The organism is Crateriforma spongiae (assembly GCF_012290005.1).
GTDB classification, from domain to species: domain Bacteria; phylum Planctomycetota; class Planctomycetia; order Pirellulales; family Pirellulaceae; genus Crateriforma; species Crateriforma spongiae.
Window position 1 is genome coordinate 145,563 of sequence record NZ_JAAXMS010000005.1, and the last position, 16,492, is coordinate 162,054.

The window sequence follows — 16,492 nt, forward strand, 5'->3', positions numbered from 1 at the left end:
GGCCCAAATCTTATCCGACAGCCGCCGCCGATTCGCTCGGCGGTTGGCCGCGTTGACGTTGACGCTGGCAACGTCCTGGACGCTGGGGACGGTCGACGCCCAATCACCGGTCAACGCCTCGCATGCGAATCAATTGCGTCCGGTGCCCAAGTTCACCGCCCAGACGCAGCCTGCCGCCACCCATCAGCCGAAGCGTGCCGGATGGAATCTGCAGTGGCAAAATCCCGGCGTGCAACAAGCTGGTGTGCCGAATGCCGGCGTGAAAACGACCGGTACTGATCAGCCCGCCGCAGTCGCCGCGTCGACTGCAGCAGCCAACGTTCCGGCCGCACAGCCAAAGTACCCCGTCCGCCAAGTCAGCGCGATCCAACCTTCGCCGGCACCGGCTTATGCTGGCGATCGACCGGCCACACCCACGTTGCCCACGATGCGCAATATCCAGCGGGCGGGCTTGCCGGCACCGGTTCCGGTGGCAGACCCGAATGCCAACCAGGCGGCCGCGAACGATTTCTTTGAACACCCCTTTGGACGACCCGATGTTCCATCGGTGCGATCCAGCCGACGTGCACGTCACCAGATGGTGGCCGCGGGCGGTTCGGCAACGGTCACGCCCGTCATGCCCGCCGCACACCGTGGCACATCGATGGTCCGTCAAACCGCCGCGCAGGCCCCCAAGGATTTGGATGACCTGTTCGCACCGCCCGGTGGTACAGCCGATTCGGCAAATTCTGGCAACGGATTTGGTCTTCCCGAGCCGACCGCCGATCCGGTCCAGCCGTCGGAAATGCGTCCGATGAACAGCTTGCGAGGAAACCTGCCCGCACCTCAATCGGCGCCTTCGCAATTTGAAATGCCTTCGACTCAGGAGGCACCCGCTGGATTCAGCGATGGCACCGAACTGTTGCCCCCGCCCGCCGGCGAAGCGTTCGATCCGGGCACACCGGCGACAGGTCAAGCGATGCCACGACAAGATTTGTTGCCGCCTCCGGACGCTGCCGGTCTGGACACCAATGGCCTAGGCAACAGCATTGCGAATCCGGATCGCCAACCCAACGTCCAGTCGCCTTCGGACAGCATTCGCGATCTGATGCAACAGTCGCCTTCGCCGGACTCGACGACGTCGGAAGCCCCGCAAACGCGGTCCGACAATGAACGGCCGACCGATGAAGGCTTGCAGACGCTTCCGCCACCGGAAACCACACCGGCACCGGAGCCCCAAGACGATTTCGGTTTGGATTCCTTTGACTTGGAAAGCAATCCGTTCGAGCGTGAAAACCAAGACGACATGGACGATCTGCGTCGGCTGCGTGAAGAAGCTCGCAAGGAACGCGAAGAACGCGTCCCCGGTGCAATGCTTGGTTTGTCCTGTGAAGATTTCCGCGAACGAGTTCGTTTGCAATCCATTCGCGACATCTCGCTGGACCCCAGTCCTCCGTTCCGACCCGATGTGGTGGAACAGGATCGGTACGAAGAATTCAAATCCCGCTGGGACGACCAGCAAAAGGTACGCACTTGGCGTTCGGTCGATGGCGTGACATTGGCGGTCGGAAAACTGCGTGACCTGGCCTATGGAAAAGCGATCATCGAAACCGAATTCGGTTCGCTGGAAGAGATCCAAACGGATCGTCTAAGCGAAGAAGACTTGGCCGTCCTGACTGATAGCTGGGGATTGCCGACCGAATGCCAGTTGGAACAAGTCGCCTATCAGCCGCGTGCATGGCAGCAAATGACGATGACTTACAAAGCATCGAATCTGTGTCACAAGCCGCTGTACTTCCAAGAAGTCAACTTGGAACGTTACGGCCACACGGCCGGACCGGTGTTGCAACCCGTGGTGTCGTCTGCACACTTCTTTGCCAACATCGCCGTGCTGCCTTACAAGATGGGCGTGCATTGTCCCAGCGAATGCCAGTACGCACTGGGGTATTACCGCCCCGGCGATTGTGCACCGTGGATCATCCCTGCAGTGCCGATCAGTGCCCGAGGTGCCATCGCCCAGGCCGCTGTCATGACGGGAACGTTCTGGTTGGTTCCCTAATCAACGCGATCACTCAGGGGCCATCGGGCCTAATCCCGACAAGGCACAGTGTTGTGCACGGTGCTGTGTCATCGTGCCGCATGCGGTGCAAAGGGACGTTTGTCGGTCGCGTGCTAGACTGAAGCCGGTCGTTTGCCGGTCGGCTGTCCGGCGACGGATTTCGTCCCCGGCACCCCGGCAATCAGGTCGATGATTCCACGCCCGTATCGAATTTCTGCGAGAACCTTCGTCGTCCTCGCGGTTCTGTTGGTCGTTCATGCAATGACGGCCGAAACGTGTCCATCGGCGACACCGAACTTTGATCGTCAGTGCGACAATCTACGTTCGGCGGTCGAACATCTGCGGACGACTTACGGTCACGACTATCCACGTGGCGATGCGTTTTTGAAACGCTTGGATGAATTGCGACGCAAAGCGGAATCTGATCCGGACGCGGCGCGATCCGACTTGGTCCGTTTACGACGCGAAGCGTTACTGGATCATCCGCGGCTGACCGGTGATTTGCTGATGGTGCGTCGCCGGGCCGAAAACCCGATTCACGGGATCGCCGTGCCAGCGCCGCATGAAACCATGGCGGGTTACGACAAGACCGGTTACGACAACGATGTCGTGCGGATCAGCCTGGACGACATCGCCGCTGATCGGGCACAGCCGCCGATGGACAGGTTCTTTCGCCCGGACGATGGCGGCTTCATCGGCGATTTACGACTGCACTATGACGCCGATCGTTTGTTGGTCACTCGATCCGATGCGGTCAACTGGAAGTTGTGGGAAATTGGCGTCGACGATCAATCGATGCGACCGGTCACCACCGCACCGGATGATGTCGATTGCTTCGACGGTTGCTATCTGCCCGACGGTCGAATCATCTTTGCCAGCACCGCGTCGTACCAATCGGTGCCCTGTCACCATGGCCAGATGCCGACGGGAAATCTTTATCGCTGCAACGCCGACGGCAGCGACATGCGACAGCTGTGTTTTGATCAAGACATCGATGCCAATCCGGTGGTCTTGCCCAGCGGTCAAGTCATGTACAGTCGCTGGGATTACGTCGGCATCAACCACATCTTTCTGCGTGAGTTGATGGTGATGAACCCGGACGGGACCGGCCAACGGGCGATCTACGGCAGCAATTCCTACTTTCCCAACTCGCTGTTCTTCAGCCAACCGTTGCCCGGAAAGGACCACGGTTTGGTCAGCATACTGTCGGGGTATCACGGTGCGCCACGCATGGGATGGCTGGTCACGCTGGATCCGTCCAAAGGTTGGCAAAACGAGGACGGAATCATTCATCGGATCAGTGGCCAGGGCACACCGGTCTTGCCCGTAATTCGCGACACTGCGATCGATCCTGACTGGCCTAAGTTCTTGCATCCACAGCCCATCAGCGACAAGTTTTTCTTGGTCAGCATGTTGCGCGATCGCCGCGGCAAGTGGGAAATCTATCTGGCCGATGTCTTTGACAACATCGTGCGCATTGCCAAGGACGACCAGTATCATCTCTTGGAACCGACTCCGGTGCAAAAACGTGCAACGCCTCCGGTGATCGCCGATCGTACCGATCCCCAGGCCACCCGTGCGACGGTCTATTTGCACGATGTGCACGCCGGGCCGGGACTGGACGGTGTGCCGCGAGGAACTGTCCAGCGATTGCGAGTGCTTTCGTACCATTTCGGTTATCGACAGTTGGCCGGGCCGGACAAAATCGGGTACGGCGGTCCCTGGGATAGCATGCAGATCGAAGGCACCGTGGACGTCGAATCGGATGGGTCGGCCATGTTCGAAGTTCCGGCCAACACGCCGCTGGCGGTTCAGCCGCTGGATCAGCAAGGACGTGCCGTCCAGTTGATGCGTAGCTGGTTCACCGCGATGCCCGGCGAAGTCGTATCGTGTGTCGGGTGTCATGAAAAGCCGTTGGAATCGGCCGCCACGCAGTTCACCCTGGCGGCAACCAAACCACCGCAATCAATTCGTGACTGGTACGGGCCGCCACGCGGATTTGATTTTCAACGTGAAGTCCAACCGGTACTGGATCACCATTGTGTCGGATGTCATGACGGACAGTCGGCGGCACCCGATCTTCGGACCGAAGACGCACATGACGACCCCGAGACTTGGCCGATCGGGTATGTCAGTCGTCTGCACCCAGACATGCACCGCGAAACCGGGGGCCGAATGACGTACACGCCGGCCTACGATGCACTGGTGCACTACATCCGGCGGGTCGGTATCGAAGATTCGGTGGAAATGCTGACCCCTGGCGAATACCACGCCGAAACCAGCCCGCTGATTCAAATGCTTCGACGTGGCCATCATGGTGTCAAGCTGGATGCCGAGGCCTGGGATCGTTTGGTCACCTGGATTGATCTAAATGGCCCCTGCCACGGAACGTGGTCCGACGTTTATCCGATCCCCGATGACGCGAGGGCACGCCGTCGCGAGCTTCAATTGCGATATGGCGGCCCGGCACGTGATCCGGAACACGTGCCGCCCACACCGCCCTACGTTTCATCCGTTGAAAGTGTTACAGGGAAACGCACCGGAGACGATCGAAACGCGAGCACGCCGTCCGACGCATCGGCGGCCAGCGGGGCGGCATCGTCGGTCGGTCAGCGATCGATTTCGATGCCGGACGGATCATCGCTAACGCTGGTGAAGATCCAGCCGGCTGGTTCGAGCACGGCCTATTGGATGGCGTCGACGGAAATCACCAACGCACAGTATCAAGCGTTTGATCCCGATCATCGGTCCAGGTTCTACGCGCATCGATTGGATCGCCCGGATGGTCCTGGGGTTTGGATGGGCGAAGATTCACAACCGGTTGTCCGAGTTAGCCGCGATGAAGCGATGGCGTTTTGTCGTTGGCTTTCGACACAGACGTCGCTAGAGGTTCGTTTGCCGACCGATCACCAATGGACACTGGCAACGGGGGACGCCGCAGAGGCAAAGTACTGGTTCGGCGACCAGTCCGATGACTTTGCCCCGTATGAAAACTTGGCGGATGCCTCGTTCGGTCGCGGAGTCATGTCGGCGTTGAAAGTTCACCCACCCGACGTGACGCAGTGGTCCGGGGGCGTTCCGCACTTGGTCTTGGAAGGCGGCAAGCGATCGGCAGTTCGCTTCAACGACGGGGCAGTCGTGACGGCCGCGGTGGGCAGTTTTCAAGCCAACCCGTTGGGCATGCACGACATGCACGGCAACGTGGCGGAGTGGTTGTTGCCGGATTCGGCTGCAAAGGACGACAACGCGGTTGCGGCTGGAGGTTCCTTTTTCGATCCTCCATCGGATGCCACCGCCGCGATGAGACGAACCTATGCTCGGTGGCAGAAGGTTTTCAACGTCGGTTTCCGTATCGTTGCGACGTCGCCTTAGGCGGCATCAAGACAGCCGTCAGCGAACGATGCTGCAGCGTGGTCGCTCGGGGCTTCTGTGCCGGAACCGCGCTGGAGCTTAGTTCTTCGGTACTCTCGCAGAGCGAGAGGCGACGATTCGTTGGTGGCGTCTGGTGATGATGGCCCGCAGGCACTACGCCTGGTACGGGTGTTGGTACGGGGCGCGGTACTCACGACGCAACAGCGCCGCCGCATCGTCGTTGCCTTTGACGTTCAGCGTCTTCGGATCGAAATGAACCGTCGTCCCACTCTCGTACGCCACCATGCCAAGCTGAACCGTCGCGGTGGAACGGAACCCTTGTTCGATTGGACACGCCAGCGATTCCTGGCCTCGTACGGCGGCCAAGAAATTCGCCATGTGTTTGCCGCCCAAATCGACAGGAGCGTCGTGGACTTCGATGTCTCCCTTGTTGTTTTTGGGGATCAACATCCACTGGCGATCGCTGGAAAAAATGGTGGCATCTTCGCCGAACAAGAATACACCATTTTTGTATTGAGGATCGGCTTCTGTGGCGCCCCACAGTCGGTGCCGCCAAACGACCGGCATCGAATCGAATTCGAAGTGGACCGACAGTGTGTCGGGTGTCGTGATGATGCCGTCGTATTGATAGATGCCGCCATCGGCCGTGATGCGATTCGGCAGATCCAGATTCATCATCATCCGGGTCGCATCGATGTTGTGGATGCCCCAGTCGACCAAGTGCCCATGGCCGGTGGTCTTTTCCAAACGCCAACTTTTGTGACCGACTTGAGGGCTGTAAGCAATTTTTGGTGCCGGTCCACACCAACGATCCCAATCCAGCGACGACGGTGGATCCTGAGGGGTCGCATCTTTGGTGCCAGCCTTGTAATGGATCTGAACGTCGGCTTGAACGATCCGGCCCGCCTTACCTGATTCGACGAACTGTTTGACTTCGGCGAACGCTTGACTTTGACGACGCTGAAAACCAACTTGAACGACGCGGCCGCTGTCATTGACGGCTTTGACCAACGCCTGTCCTTCGCGGACGTCGTACGTCAGTGGTTTTTCGCAATAGACGTCGATGCCACGATTCAGACAATCGATCAATTGCAGCGAATGCCAATGCGGTGGCGTTCCGATGATCGCAATGTCGGGATCCACCTTGTCCAGCATTTCGTTGTGATCGGCAAACGTTTGCGGCCGATGACCCTGCAGCTTCTTCAGTTCCTCTGCCGATTGTTCCAGGTGTTCGCTATCGACATCACAGATTCCCGCGATGTCCACCCCACCCACCTTCAGCGCCGCTTTGGCATCTACCATGCCGTACCAGCCCACTCCAAGAACGACGGCTTTCAATTTCGATCCGTCCGCCGCTCGCGCGATCGGGGACGTGTGAACCATGGCGGCGGTAGCAGCAGCAGCGGATGCGGTGGAGGCGAGGAATTGTCGTCGGTTGTCGGCCATCAGAAGTGGTTCCCGGGCGATCGCGGATGGATGGAAAAGATTGTTCGCTGGATTATAGCCGTCTGAATCGGGTCCGTTTTGTGCGACCCGATGACGCCGCGCCTTTCGGAATAGGCGTGTGTCGCGTCGGCTAAAACAGCCCGATCAAACGCAGCGCGGCGATGCCGGTGAACGCCAGCAAAATGCCGTTGAAAAGCTTCTGGGAGACTCGCGACACCAGCCAGCGTCCGCTCAAGATGCCCAGCGGAATCGCGATGGCGAATGTGGCACCGACCGCCAACGTGGATGGAGTGATCAAGCCCAACTGAAAACTCAGCGGCAATTTCAACAGGTTCAACACCAGAAACAGCCAAGCCGTGGTGCCGATCAATTCCCATTTTGGCAAACTGACCGCCAACAGATACAACGCGACCACGGGGCCGGCGGCATTGGCCATCATCGTCGTCAGCCCGGCCAACAAACCCAGCAACACCGCAAACCAGCGTTGGTGGGGAACCTGGTCGAACCAAGTTGGGCGCCACATGCGAACCACTTGAACGATCGTCAACGCCAGGATGATGAACCCGACCAGAATGCGAAACAGATCCTCGTTCAAGCGATCCATCAATTGCCAACCGACCAGGATTCCGACCAGCGTCGGCGGCAATAGACGGCGGACCTGATGCCAGACTGCTTTGCGTCCAAAAAAGTAGATCGCACAACAGTCGCCGACCACCAGCATCGGCAACAACACGCCGGTGGAATCTTTCGCGCCGAAGACGAACGCATACAACACGACGTGCAGCATGCTGATGCCGGGGAATCCCGACTTGCTGACCCCAATACCCGCCGCACCAAGGGCAAGCATCAAAATTTCTTGGATCGACAGTTCGGTCAGCATCAGGATCTTAGGGTGGGGCAGCGATAACGAAGCGCGGTCGGCCGATGACGGCACGTTGTCGCGCCGGTACAGTCGTTCGTGAAGATCGGAGAAACCAACCATGACGACCGGATCCGAAAACGACACCGACCCGTCGGGCCCGACCTGCGGTCCCGAATTGCCGGCGTTGATTCCCGATCAATGCCAATTGTGTCGACGGATCACTCGCAAGGGAACCACGCGTCATCATTTGATTCCACGCCGCTGTCATCGCAACAAGTGGTTCAAGAAACGGTTCACTCGCGAACAAATGCAGCAGACCATTCCGCTGTGCCGCGACTGTCATTCGGCCATCCACCGGTTCGTGCCCAGCGAAAAAGAATTGGGGCGGAACTACGGGACGGTGCAAGCCCTGCTGTCACACGATCGCATTCGCGACTTCGTTGCTTGGGTACGGCACCGACGCTAGACCAACGTTGAATCCGATGCCGAAAACAACCAACGTTTTCCCACGTGAGTTTCTTCGCATCGATCGCCGAAGGCTGCACGCATCTTTGCCGCGGCGCTAAATCCTGTGCAGTGCGACGGCGCGACACGCTGAACGCCCAAGTCCGTCAAACCGCGAATCGTCTCGCGGATGCGGTTTTGTGATGCCGATCCCAAGTGCATGCCGCCGATGACCGTGTCGATCGGACGGTTCGGACGCAATTGGCAGATGTGCATCAGCGTGTTGATTACACCGGCGTGGGCACAACCCAACAACACGACAATGCCCGCGGCGGTGTCAAAGAAAAACGCTTGGTCGTCGACGATCGGGTCGATGGTCTGACAGGCATCATCCAGATAGAAATCGCCGCCGGTGTCTTCGAAATCGGTGATGCGTGGAACCGGACCGGTCGTCCACAGCGGCCCGACCATGCAACGCGAGACGTCACAGGGGTTCCAGCGATTTTTGATCGAAGTCAGGCCATCGCGGATCGACGTCTTCATCCCCACATCACGGACCGAGCCATCAGCCAATCGTCGAAACTTTGCTTCGGTGCAAGCGGAATGTCCGACAATCTGAACCCCAGGGTTGGCATCCCAGACTTCCGCCAGTCCGTTGGTGTGGTCGTAGTGGCCGTGGCTTAAAACAACCGTTTGCACCTGAGTCAGGGACAGGCCCAGTTCACGAGCGTTGTGGGCGATGGCCATGCCTTGGCCGGTGTCCCAAAGCAATCCATCGCTGCCGCACCGCAGATAACAGGCCCAGCCGTGCTCGGCCAATAACTGACGCCCACGAACCGTGTTTTCCGCCAAGACCGTGACTTCGATGTTCATCGCTGTTTCGGTCGATCAGCGGACGGATCCATTTTCGTCGCACGTTTGACGAACCGTGCCGTCGCGCGAGCTTTCGTCTTTCCGTCCTGGATCAATTCGGCTTCCAGGTAATACAGCATGGAAGACGAATCGCTGATGTTCGCTTTCAAAGTGATCGAGCCGGACGATGCGACCGGATGCAAGAACCGCACGTTCATGTCGGCGGTGACGGCCGTGACCCCAGTGGCAAAGATGCAATTGGTCATCACACCATCAAGCATCATGCAGATCACCCCGCCGTGCAGCATGTCCGGATACCCTTGCCAACGTTCGTCACACTGCACGATGGCTTCGACCGCGGTTTCGCTGACGGGACGAAATTGGATGCCCAAACCGCCGGAGGAATCGGCGCCACAAACGACGCAGTGGGGATGGGCGATTTGCCGGGTGGATTGATACATAGCAGCAGCACTTCAAGGCGTTGCCGCAAGCTTAGTGACAAGCCGCCAAGAATCCCACGCCGAACGTCCCCGGCAATCGATGATGGGACGATTGACCACAGCCAACGAAAAAACGCCATCGCAGATCCTGCCATGGCGTTTTTAGTGAATCGTTCGATTGCGGTCCGCGAATACGGATCAGCCGGCCAATCGTGAGATGCGATTGTGCGGTTGGGCCAATTCTTCGGCCGTCGGTTGGTACCGATACTGCATCAGATAGGCGTCTTCGGCAGCGTCATCATAGAAGTCACGCAGCACGCTGATCGCACGGAACCCGACGCTCTTGAAGAACAGCTGCGCTTCCAAGTTGGTTTCGCGGACTTCCAACATGATCCGGTTGCGGCGTTCATGTGAAAGCTTGCCCAACAACTTGCCGATCATCGCGTGACCTAAGCCACGACGGCGAAATTCCGGATGCACGGCAAAGTTCAAAATGTGCAACCGATTCTTGTGCAGTTCATAGATCATGAAGCCCGCCACGCGGTCTTCGATCTCCGCGACCATTCCGATGCAATTGCGTTGACGCAGGCAACGGATAAAGTCCTCTTCGGTCCATGCAAATTCGAAGGATCGTGTCTCCGTCTCCAGCACCGCCGGCATGTCGCGACGAATCATCCAACGAATGTGAACGGCCAGAGATTCCTGTTTCGTATCCACCCTCGAACTCCTTTCGAGCACGTTTGACCGAGCCGACGGGAACCAACTCCATTTGACCCGCCTGTTGATGTCGTTTCCAACGACGTGAAGGGGAAATTACCAGAAGGCCGCCGACGGACCAAGACAGAAAACGGGCGCGGATCGACGCAGGTCCGATTCGTCGGTTTTCCCCGCTAAGATCCGATCGCCCCGCGGTCTCCGGTGCGGCCCTGGGCAAGGTCGCCGGCCAAGCATTCGATCAGCGTGGACTGATTCGCACTGCGATCGACTTCGCGAATCGCCCGCACACACCGGTCGACGCGGGACAGCAATAAATTCGATCCGGCCGGCACCGTCGCGGCGGTCGCCTGGGATGCGGTTTGCCGAAGCTGGCGACGGAAATGCTGAATGGCCATCGACAATACATCACGCAGGGCGTCGCGACGCTTGGATGCTTCTTTGCCGGCATCGTCCACGCGACTGGTGATGGCTTTGGCGATCGCGACGGGATCCAAGTTGGGCTGGGACAACAAGTTCAAAAAAGCCGTTTGCCATTGATCTTGGCCGTCGGTCAACAGTCGTGCCGCAACGGTCATGTCGCCGGCCGACATCGCCACGGCATCAGCAATTTTGTCGTTGCTGGTTTCGGTGACACCGTGTCCGCGGCGCAGCAAGTCGGCGGCCTCGGCGCCCGAGGGCGGTGCAAACCGGATGACGCGGCAGCGCGACCGGATGGTGGGCAGTTGTCGTTGTTCGCTGGTCCCGATCAGAATCACCAGCGACCCGGGCGGCGGTTCTTCCAGGGTCTTCAACAGACAATTGGCGCCTTCTTCGTTCAGAAAATCGGCGTCACGCAGGATGGCGACTTTGCGTTTTCCACGCGACGGCCGCAAACGAATGTCACGACAAAACCCTTCGCTCATCCGTGCATCGGGCGGACCGATCAACAGATCCAGCGGAATGAAGGCCCGGTCGTTGGGCTTGCCGATCGTGATCAAGTCCGGGTGCGTTTGCGCGACCACTTGTTGGCACGCCGGGCACGATCCGCACGGTTGCATGTCGGCGGGATCGCGAGTTTCACACAGCAACGTACGAGCCAACAGCATCGCGACCGATCGCTTGCCGACACCGTGAGGGCCGACGAACAACAGGCTGCCGGTCAGCTTGCCGGCACCGATGGCGTGGGCGAACCAGTCGGCTAAGTGGGCTTTGCCGATCAAGTCGGACCACTGGGACAGCGGCGAACGCAACGACGACGGATCGGCGGTGTTGTCGGATGATTTCGTCGCAGCGGGGCTCACGCGTCGGCCAGGTTCGGTGAGTTTTCGATGTCGACGATCTTCTTCAATCGGTTTTCGTGACGACCACCGTCAAAATCCGTGGCCAACCACTTCAATACCAAGTCGTCGATTTGGCGGTCACCGATCAGATCGCCGGGCAAGCACAGCACGTTAACGTTGTTGTGACGTCGGCTGATTTCCACCAAGACTTCGTCATAACAGGATGCCGCGCGGACGCCGGGAAACTTGTTGGCAACGATGCACGTGCCGATGCCGGTGCCACAGATCAAGATGCCACGTTCGGCTTCGTGCCGACTGACCTTGCCCGCAACGATCTTGGCGTAATCGGGGTAATCGACCGGTTCATCGCTGTCGGTGCCTTCGTCGGACACCTCAAAGCCGTTTTGAGCCAGCGCCTGGGCCAAGCGTGCCTTGATGTGATAGCCCCGGTGATCGCTGGCGATACAGACCTTCATCATCGGATGATTCCTTATGTCTTCGCTTCGACCGGAAAAAAGTCATCGCCCAGTGCATCCAACCAAGCCGCCAGTTCCTGTTGGATCTGGTCGGCACATTGCACATAGCATTCCACGGGCATGCCGACCGGATCGGCGATGTCACCGCCGTCCCGGCGTAGGGTGTGGACACGGTCGTGCAGATCAGGCCAAGCGGCCAAAATCGCCGAACGATGGCCTCGCGTCATGGTCAAAATCAGGTCGGCCGACGCCACCAAGGCGTCGTCCAGCATGCGGCTGCCGTGTTCGGTCAGGTCCAGCCCGCGGTCGGACATGACTTCCACCGCTTGTGGGCTGGCGGCACTACCCACGCCTGCGGCCACGCCGGCGGACACGATTTGAACCAAGTCGTCGCTGCCGTAACGTTGCTGGACCAGATGTCGCAGCAGGACTTCGGCCATCGGGCTGCGGCACGTATTGCCGGTACAGACCAGGGCGATCACGGGTTTGACAAATTGACTCATGGCGTCGCGCTCGATGACTCCTTGGCGGATCAGTTGCCAGTGGTGATCCTTCACTCGGACCACGCTGCAGCAACCACCATAACGAGTCGGACCGTCATCTAGCAGCAGTGGCACCGAATCACCACAGCGGCGTGCGATCGACTTGGCATTCGTGGGAAACGCGGTTCCCGACGCGTCCACCGGATCGCTGCACGGGTCGCCGGTCTCGGTTTCCGGCAGCGTTTCGGCCGTGGCCAAAACCAGCGGCGCGGCCAGGTAACGATGGACTTGTCCCAGGACACGTTGGTCGACCACGCGAAAGGCGATCTGGTCGTCTTCGCCGCACACCGCACGCATGGTTTCGGCGGGCAAGCGTGACGCCGCCGATTGTTTCCAGTCACAACGGGTCCGCAAGATCAGCGGTCCCGGCCAACATCGCCGTGACAACCGCCGGACGATGGGGGACGATCCGTGCAGAAAGTCTTCCGCCGCCTCGCCGCTGCGGACCGACAAAATCGGCGTCGATCCCCAATCGGATTGAATCTGCATCAACTTGGCGACCGCGTCGGGCCTTAGCGAATGAGCGGCCAAGGCGTAAACGGTCTCCGTCGGGAACCCGACCACCTGACCTTCGACCAAAGCCTGGACGGTCCGATGGACCATGTCCCGGATGTCGTCGGTCGATTGTAGATCAAGCAGCATGGGCAAATGAGTGGTCGCAAACAGGCCGGCCACGATCGTCCGCGCCGATGGGACGGCGACCGCAAACCGCGATTGTACCGCCCGATGGTCCGGATGCGTCAATCCATCGAACGGATCCGGGATCCAAAAGCCGCCCCACGGTGGGCCGGAAGTTTCGATTTTTCCGGCGGTCGTTAGAATGGCCGCCATGACCGATCGATCGAAATCGTCCCCGTCGTCCACCGCCCGCCGATCCGGCGGGATCGATTGGATGCGTCATGCGGTGCTGTTGATCGCGGTCATTTTGTTCGTCGTCGCCGTGGTGGTCCGCCAAAGTGAAACCGCCGCCGGTGGCCAGTTTTTCGGAGCCGCGTGTTTCCGCATCGGACTGGTCTTTGCGGCCGTTTGGCTGGCCTGGGACTCGCTCCGCCGCCCCGCCCGCTGGTTTCCGCCGGTGGCGTTGATGGCCGGTTTGGGGGTTCTGGCGGCGATCGCCGCACAGCCACGCTTGGCTTTGGTGATGATTCCCGCCGCCGGCGCGATCGTGGCCATCGGTGCGGTCGTTCGCGGTATGCGTCAGGGGTGATGGGGCGACCGCTGTGGTGACAGGATTCCCAGCAGGATCAGCTTCCCACGCCGTCAAACTTTGACACCCGAGCAATCCAAATCACAGGAATCACGGTCAAAATCGGAAAAAACCTACCTCCGGTGCTTCGTCAGAACCGAAACAGACCATAACACCGGTCTGAACTGACCGCTGGAATGGTGCAGTCGCCAAAAATGATTGCGTGAACCCACGACCGCACGGAGCGGCTCGGCTTTCCAGCATTGACATACCGGAGCGATTCAGGACTGTAGGGAGGCATTCCATGCGACGGAAGTATTTTGGATTGGCGCTGGCGACAATCGCTGCGTTCGGATCCACGGGCGTTTGGCAGTCAACCGGCCTGGCCGGTGACCGCGAAATCGCTGAACAAGTCATCCAGCGGCTGCGTGAAGGCCGCGATTCGGGCCAGCTGAAGGATTTCACGCTGGACATGAAGGTCGATAACGGCGTCGTGCTGTTCCGCGGCAACGTGTCCGGCCAAGATCAAAAACAACTGGTTCTGCAAAGCGTCAAAGGCATCGAGGGCATTGAAAATGTCGTCGACGAAGTGACCGTGGAAGCCACCACCGTCGTTCGCCCCAAAGCCGCCGTGGCCAAGGTCGACGAAGGATTCAGCTTCCGCGAAGCCCTCGCTCAAACGGCCGCCAAGCTGCAAAAGGACACGACCCCCGACCCGGTTGCTGTGCCTGAACCGGTTGCCGTGCCCGAGCAAGCCGCCGAAGTCATGCCCGGCACCGTGATGCCGACCGCCGCCGCCGAGCCGATCGAACAACCGATCGCTCAGCCCGTGGTCGACCTGACCCAAGAAGTCATCGCCGCATTGGGCCAAGCCCAAAGCCGCGGTCAACTGAAGGGCTTCGGCGTCGACGTTTCGGCCCAAGACGGTGTCGTCACCGTCAAAGGCAAGGCTCGCAACGCCCAGCAACGCGACACCATCTTGGATGTCGTCCGCAGCGTCGCCGGCGTCCAAGACGTCAAAGCGTCGATCGAATTGCTGGAATCGCCGGTCCAACCGGTTTCGAACCTGCAAAAGATGAACCTGCGTCCGGCCAGCTCACCGATGCAAGTTCCCGTCAAAGCGGCTCCGTACCGCAGCGGTGGTGCAATGCAGCCAACCCAGGCGGCTCCGGCCAGCACCGTGATGGGCGCACCCGTCATGGGCCAACCGGTCCCGATGAACGGCTACCAAGGTGCCGCGGCTCCTCGCTATGACCAGCCCTACCTGCCTAACTACGCTTGGCCAGGTTACGCCGCTTACCCGAACTACGCCGCGGTGACCTATCCGCAGCAGTACAGCCCTTCGGCGTTCCCGTACATCGGCCCCTTCTACCCCTATCCGCAAGTTCCGCTGGGATGGCGTAAGGTCAGCCTGGAATGGGATGACGGCTGGTGGTACTTGGACTTCACCGATCGCTAAGCCCTGAGACCAAAACGCAGGACCGATCGGCTGAACCGGCTTTGACCGCACCGGCGGTTCCGCCATGTTCTGAATCGACACGCCCGTTCGTTTGTGAATCACAGACGGACGGGCGTTTTTTCGTGCCGGCGTCGCCGCTGGCGCGCAGTCGGATCACAGGTCGCCGGAGGGTAGGTCGCGGGTCACGGGGACAGGGCAAAGGAAATGGGGCACGGGGAATCAGGCAACGGTTACCTACGAAGACTCGGGTGGGGCTCCCCCTTTGCCGCGCCGATCATCTCGTCCGTCGTCGCTCGGGGACCCAGGCGTCCGGTCTCGATGCGTTTGATCCGGTTCGCCGCACCTCTCCTTGCGATCCTTTTGCTTCGGATTTTCCGAATTACCCGCAAGATCGTTCTAAGTTCACACGATAAGTACACTACGCAAACCGCCGATCAGATCGTGCGTTTAGGTCCTTTCGATCCCAACGCAGCGGCGGCGATACGGTCAAGAAATTACGGAAGGTTGCTCGGATGACCAGCATGAATCAGACCACGAGAAGCGTCGAAGGAGCGGCGATGTCGAATGACACACTTCGCCTGCGTGTACGCCATTGGACGCTCACCGCCATGGCGGTCGTGATCGTTTCGTCCACCGGCTGTTACGGTGTTTCGCACAATTACAATCTCGGCTTCGTCGGCTGGCCACTGCCCGTCAGCCCGTACTTCCAACACAAACAGGAAGACAAGTTCGAGCAACACGAACGATACGGCCGTGTGCCGATCCTGGGACCGACCACCTCCGGTGGACCGCCGGTCGCGTTGGATCCGCCCAGCGATGATGAAATCATCCACGCTCTGGAAAAGGCGCGTCCGATCGAAGGCGGCATCCCGTTCGTTTGGGAAAAGCAACGCAACGACGTTCGCATCATCAAGGAAAAGATCGCCGATTACGTCGATCCGCCGCGTTTCTATCCTTTGATCGGACCGGCCCAACTGCACCACGCCCACTACAAGTGCACGGTCTACTTCGACGAAAAGACCACCGTCGGCTACCCGGTCCCGCACACGCTGCATGATCGCGAAGCAATCGAAGTGGTCTACATCGACCATAACCACTTCCACATGGTCGGCGACGTCGAACCTTACACGACACCCAACCTGTAAAGCCTCGCACACAGCGATCTGACCACTTTCTGACCGAAAGTTTGCGAACAGCCCGAACCGGCAACGGTTCGGGCTTTTTTTGATTGGCCACCATCCCATCGACAGGTCACGCCACTTTCCGTCGCCGACGCCGATCGATTCACCGCGTTTTTTTGCGGTCGGCGTCCTGTTCACCCCGCTCAAGCGGTGGGACAGGATCTGGGGCAAACGTTAAACTTGTTCAGGTACCGGCGGGCCGCCGTGATCTGGATTCC

Annotated in this window: 14 protein-coding genes; 6 read left to right on the plus strand and 8 right to left on the minus strand. The window is 59.6% G+C overall.

Going from position 1 to position 16,492, the window contains the following annotated elements:
• The first annotated feature begins 43 nt into the window (after window positions 1–43).
• Together HFP54_RS14700 and HFP54_RS14705 are read left to right on the plus strand one after the other, a co-directional pair.
• Window positions 44–2,038: a hypothetical protein gene (locus HFP54_RS14700; protein ID WP_168565716.1), complete on the plus strand. Its 1,995-nt coding sequence runs from the start codon at window positions 44–46 to the stop codon at window positions 2,036–2,038.
• Between the two features lie 189 nt (window positions 2,039–2,227).
• Window positions 2,228–5,410 (plus strand): SUMF1/EgtB/PvdO family nonheme iron enzyme, encoded by a 3,183-nt coding sequence (locus HFP54_RS14705; RefSeq protein WP_168565717.1) that lies wholly within the window; start codon window positions 2,228–2,230, stop codon window positions 5,408–5,410.
• Between the two features lie 153 nt (window positions 5,411–5,563).
• On the opposite strand, the gene HFP54_RS14710 is transcribed toward HFP54_RS14705, so the two are convergent.
• Together HFP54_RS14710 and HFP54_RS14715 are read right to left on the minus strand one after the other, a co-directional pair.
• Entirely contained in the window at window positions 5,564–6,856 is a 1,293-nt protein-coding gene (locus HFP54_RS14710) for a Gfo/Idh/MocA family protein (RefSeq protein WP_168565718.1), read from the minus strand.
• A gap of 130 nt (window positions 6,857–6,986) precedes the next feature.
• Complete coding sequence (locus tag HFP54_RS14715; RefSeq protein ID WP_197136718.1) at window positions 6,987–7,838, minus strand: sulfite exporter TauE/SafE family protein; 852 nt, start codon at window positions 7,836–7,838, stop codon at window positions 6,987–6,989.
• Between HFP54_RS14715 and HFP54_RS14720 the strand changes: the two genes are divergently transcribed.
• A complete protein-coding gene (locus HFP54_RS14720; RefSeq protein ID WP_235951834.1) occupies window positions 7,837–8,184 on the plus strand; it encodes a hypothetical protein in 348 nt (115 codons plus the stop codon). The genes HFP54_RS14715 and HFP54_RS14720 overlap by 2 nt on opposite strands.
• On the opposite strand, the gene HFP54_RS14725 is transcribed toward HFP54_RS14720, so the two are convergent.
• The 6 genes from HFP54_RS14725 to HFP54_RS14750 form a co-directional block, all read right to left on the minus strand.
• Complete coding sequence (locus HFP54_RS14725; protein ID WP_168565719.1) at window positions 8,181–9,035, minus strand: MBL fold metallo-hydrolase; 855 nt, start codon at window positions 9,033–9,035, stop codon at window positions 8,181–8,183. The two genes, HFP54_RS14720 and HFP54_RS14725, sit on opposite strands and share 4 nt — an antisense overlap.
• The gene (locus HFP54_RS14730) at window positions 9,032–9,475 is read right to left on the minus strand and encodes a PaaI family thioesterase (protein WP_146413146.1); all 444 of its coding nucleotides are present in this window, start codon (window positions 9,473–9,475) and stop codon (window positions 9,032–9,034) included. Before HFP54_RS14730 ends, HFP54_RS14725 begins: the two co-directional genes overlap by 4 nt.
• Window positions 9,476–9,652: 177 nt before the next feature.
• Entirely contained in the window at window positions 9,653–10,129 is a 477-nt protein-coding gene (gene rimI, locus HFP54_RS14735; protein WP_235951916.1) for a ribosomal protein S18-alanine N-acetyltransferase, read from the minus strand.
• Between the two features lie 215 nt (window positions 10,130–10,344).
• A complete protein-coding gene (locus HFP54_RS14740) occupies window positions 10,345–11,451 on the minus strand; it encodes a DNA polymerase III subunit (protein ID WP_315853899.1) in 1,107 nt (368 codons plus the stop codon).
• On the minus strand, window positions 11,448–11,909 hold the full coding sequence (rpiB, locus tag HFP54_RS14745) for a ribose 5-phosphate isomerase B (protein WP_146413147.1): 462 nt from the start codon (window positions 11,907–11,909) through the stop codon (window positions 11,448–11,450). The genes HFP54_RS14740 and rpiB overlap by 4 nt, the downstream gene beginning before the upstream one ends.
• Before the next feature lie 11 nt (window positions 11,910–11,920).
• Window positions 11,921–13,279 (minus strand): arsenate reductase/protein-tyrosine-phosphatase family protein, encoded by a 1,359-nt coding sequence (locus HFP54_RS14750; protein WP_235951835.1) that lies wholly within the window; start codon window positions 13,277–13,279, stop codon window positions 11,921–11,923.
• Between HFP54_RS14750 and HFP54_RS14755 the strand changes: the two genes are divergently transcribed.
• The 3 genes from HFP54_RS14755 (at window position 13,278) to HFP54_RS14765 (ending at window position 16,238) form a co-directional block, all read left to right on the plus strand.
• Complete coding sequence (locus tag HFP54_RS14755; RefSeq protein WP_168565720.1) at window positions 13,278–13,655, plus strand: hypothetical protein; 378 nt, start codon at window positions 13,278–13,280, stop codon at window positions 13,653–13,655. The genes HFP54_RS14750 and HFP54_RS14755 overlap by 2 nt on opposite strands.
• A gap of 283 nt (window positions 13,656–13,938) precedes the next feature.
• Window positions 13,939–15,093: a BON domain-containing protein gene (locus HFP54_RS14760; protein ID WP_146413149.1), complete on the plus strand. Its 1,155-nt coding sequence runs from the start codon at window positions 13,939–13,941 to the stop codon at window positions 15,091–15,093.
• Window positions 15,094–15,701: 608 nt separating this feature from the next.
• Window positions 15,702–16,238 (plus strand): hypothetical protein, encoded by a 537-nt coding sequence (locus HFP54_RS14765; protein WP_390621864.1) that lies wholly within the window; start codon window positions 15,702–15,704, stop codon window positions 16,236–16,238.
• The last annotated feature ends 254 nt before the right edge of the window (window positions 16,239–16,492 follow it).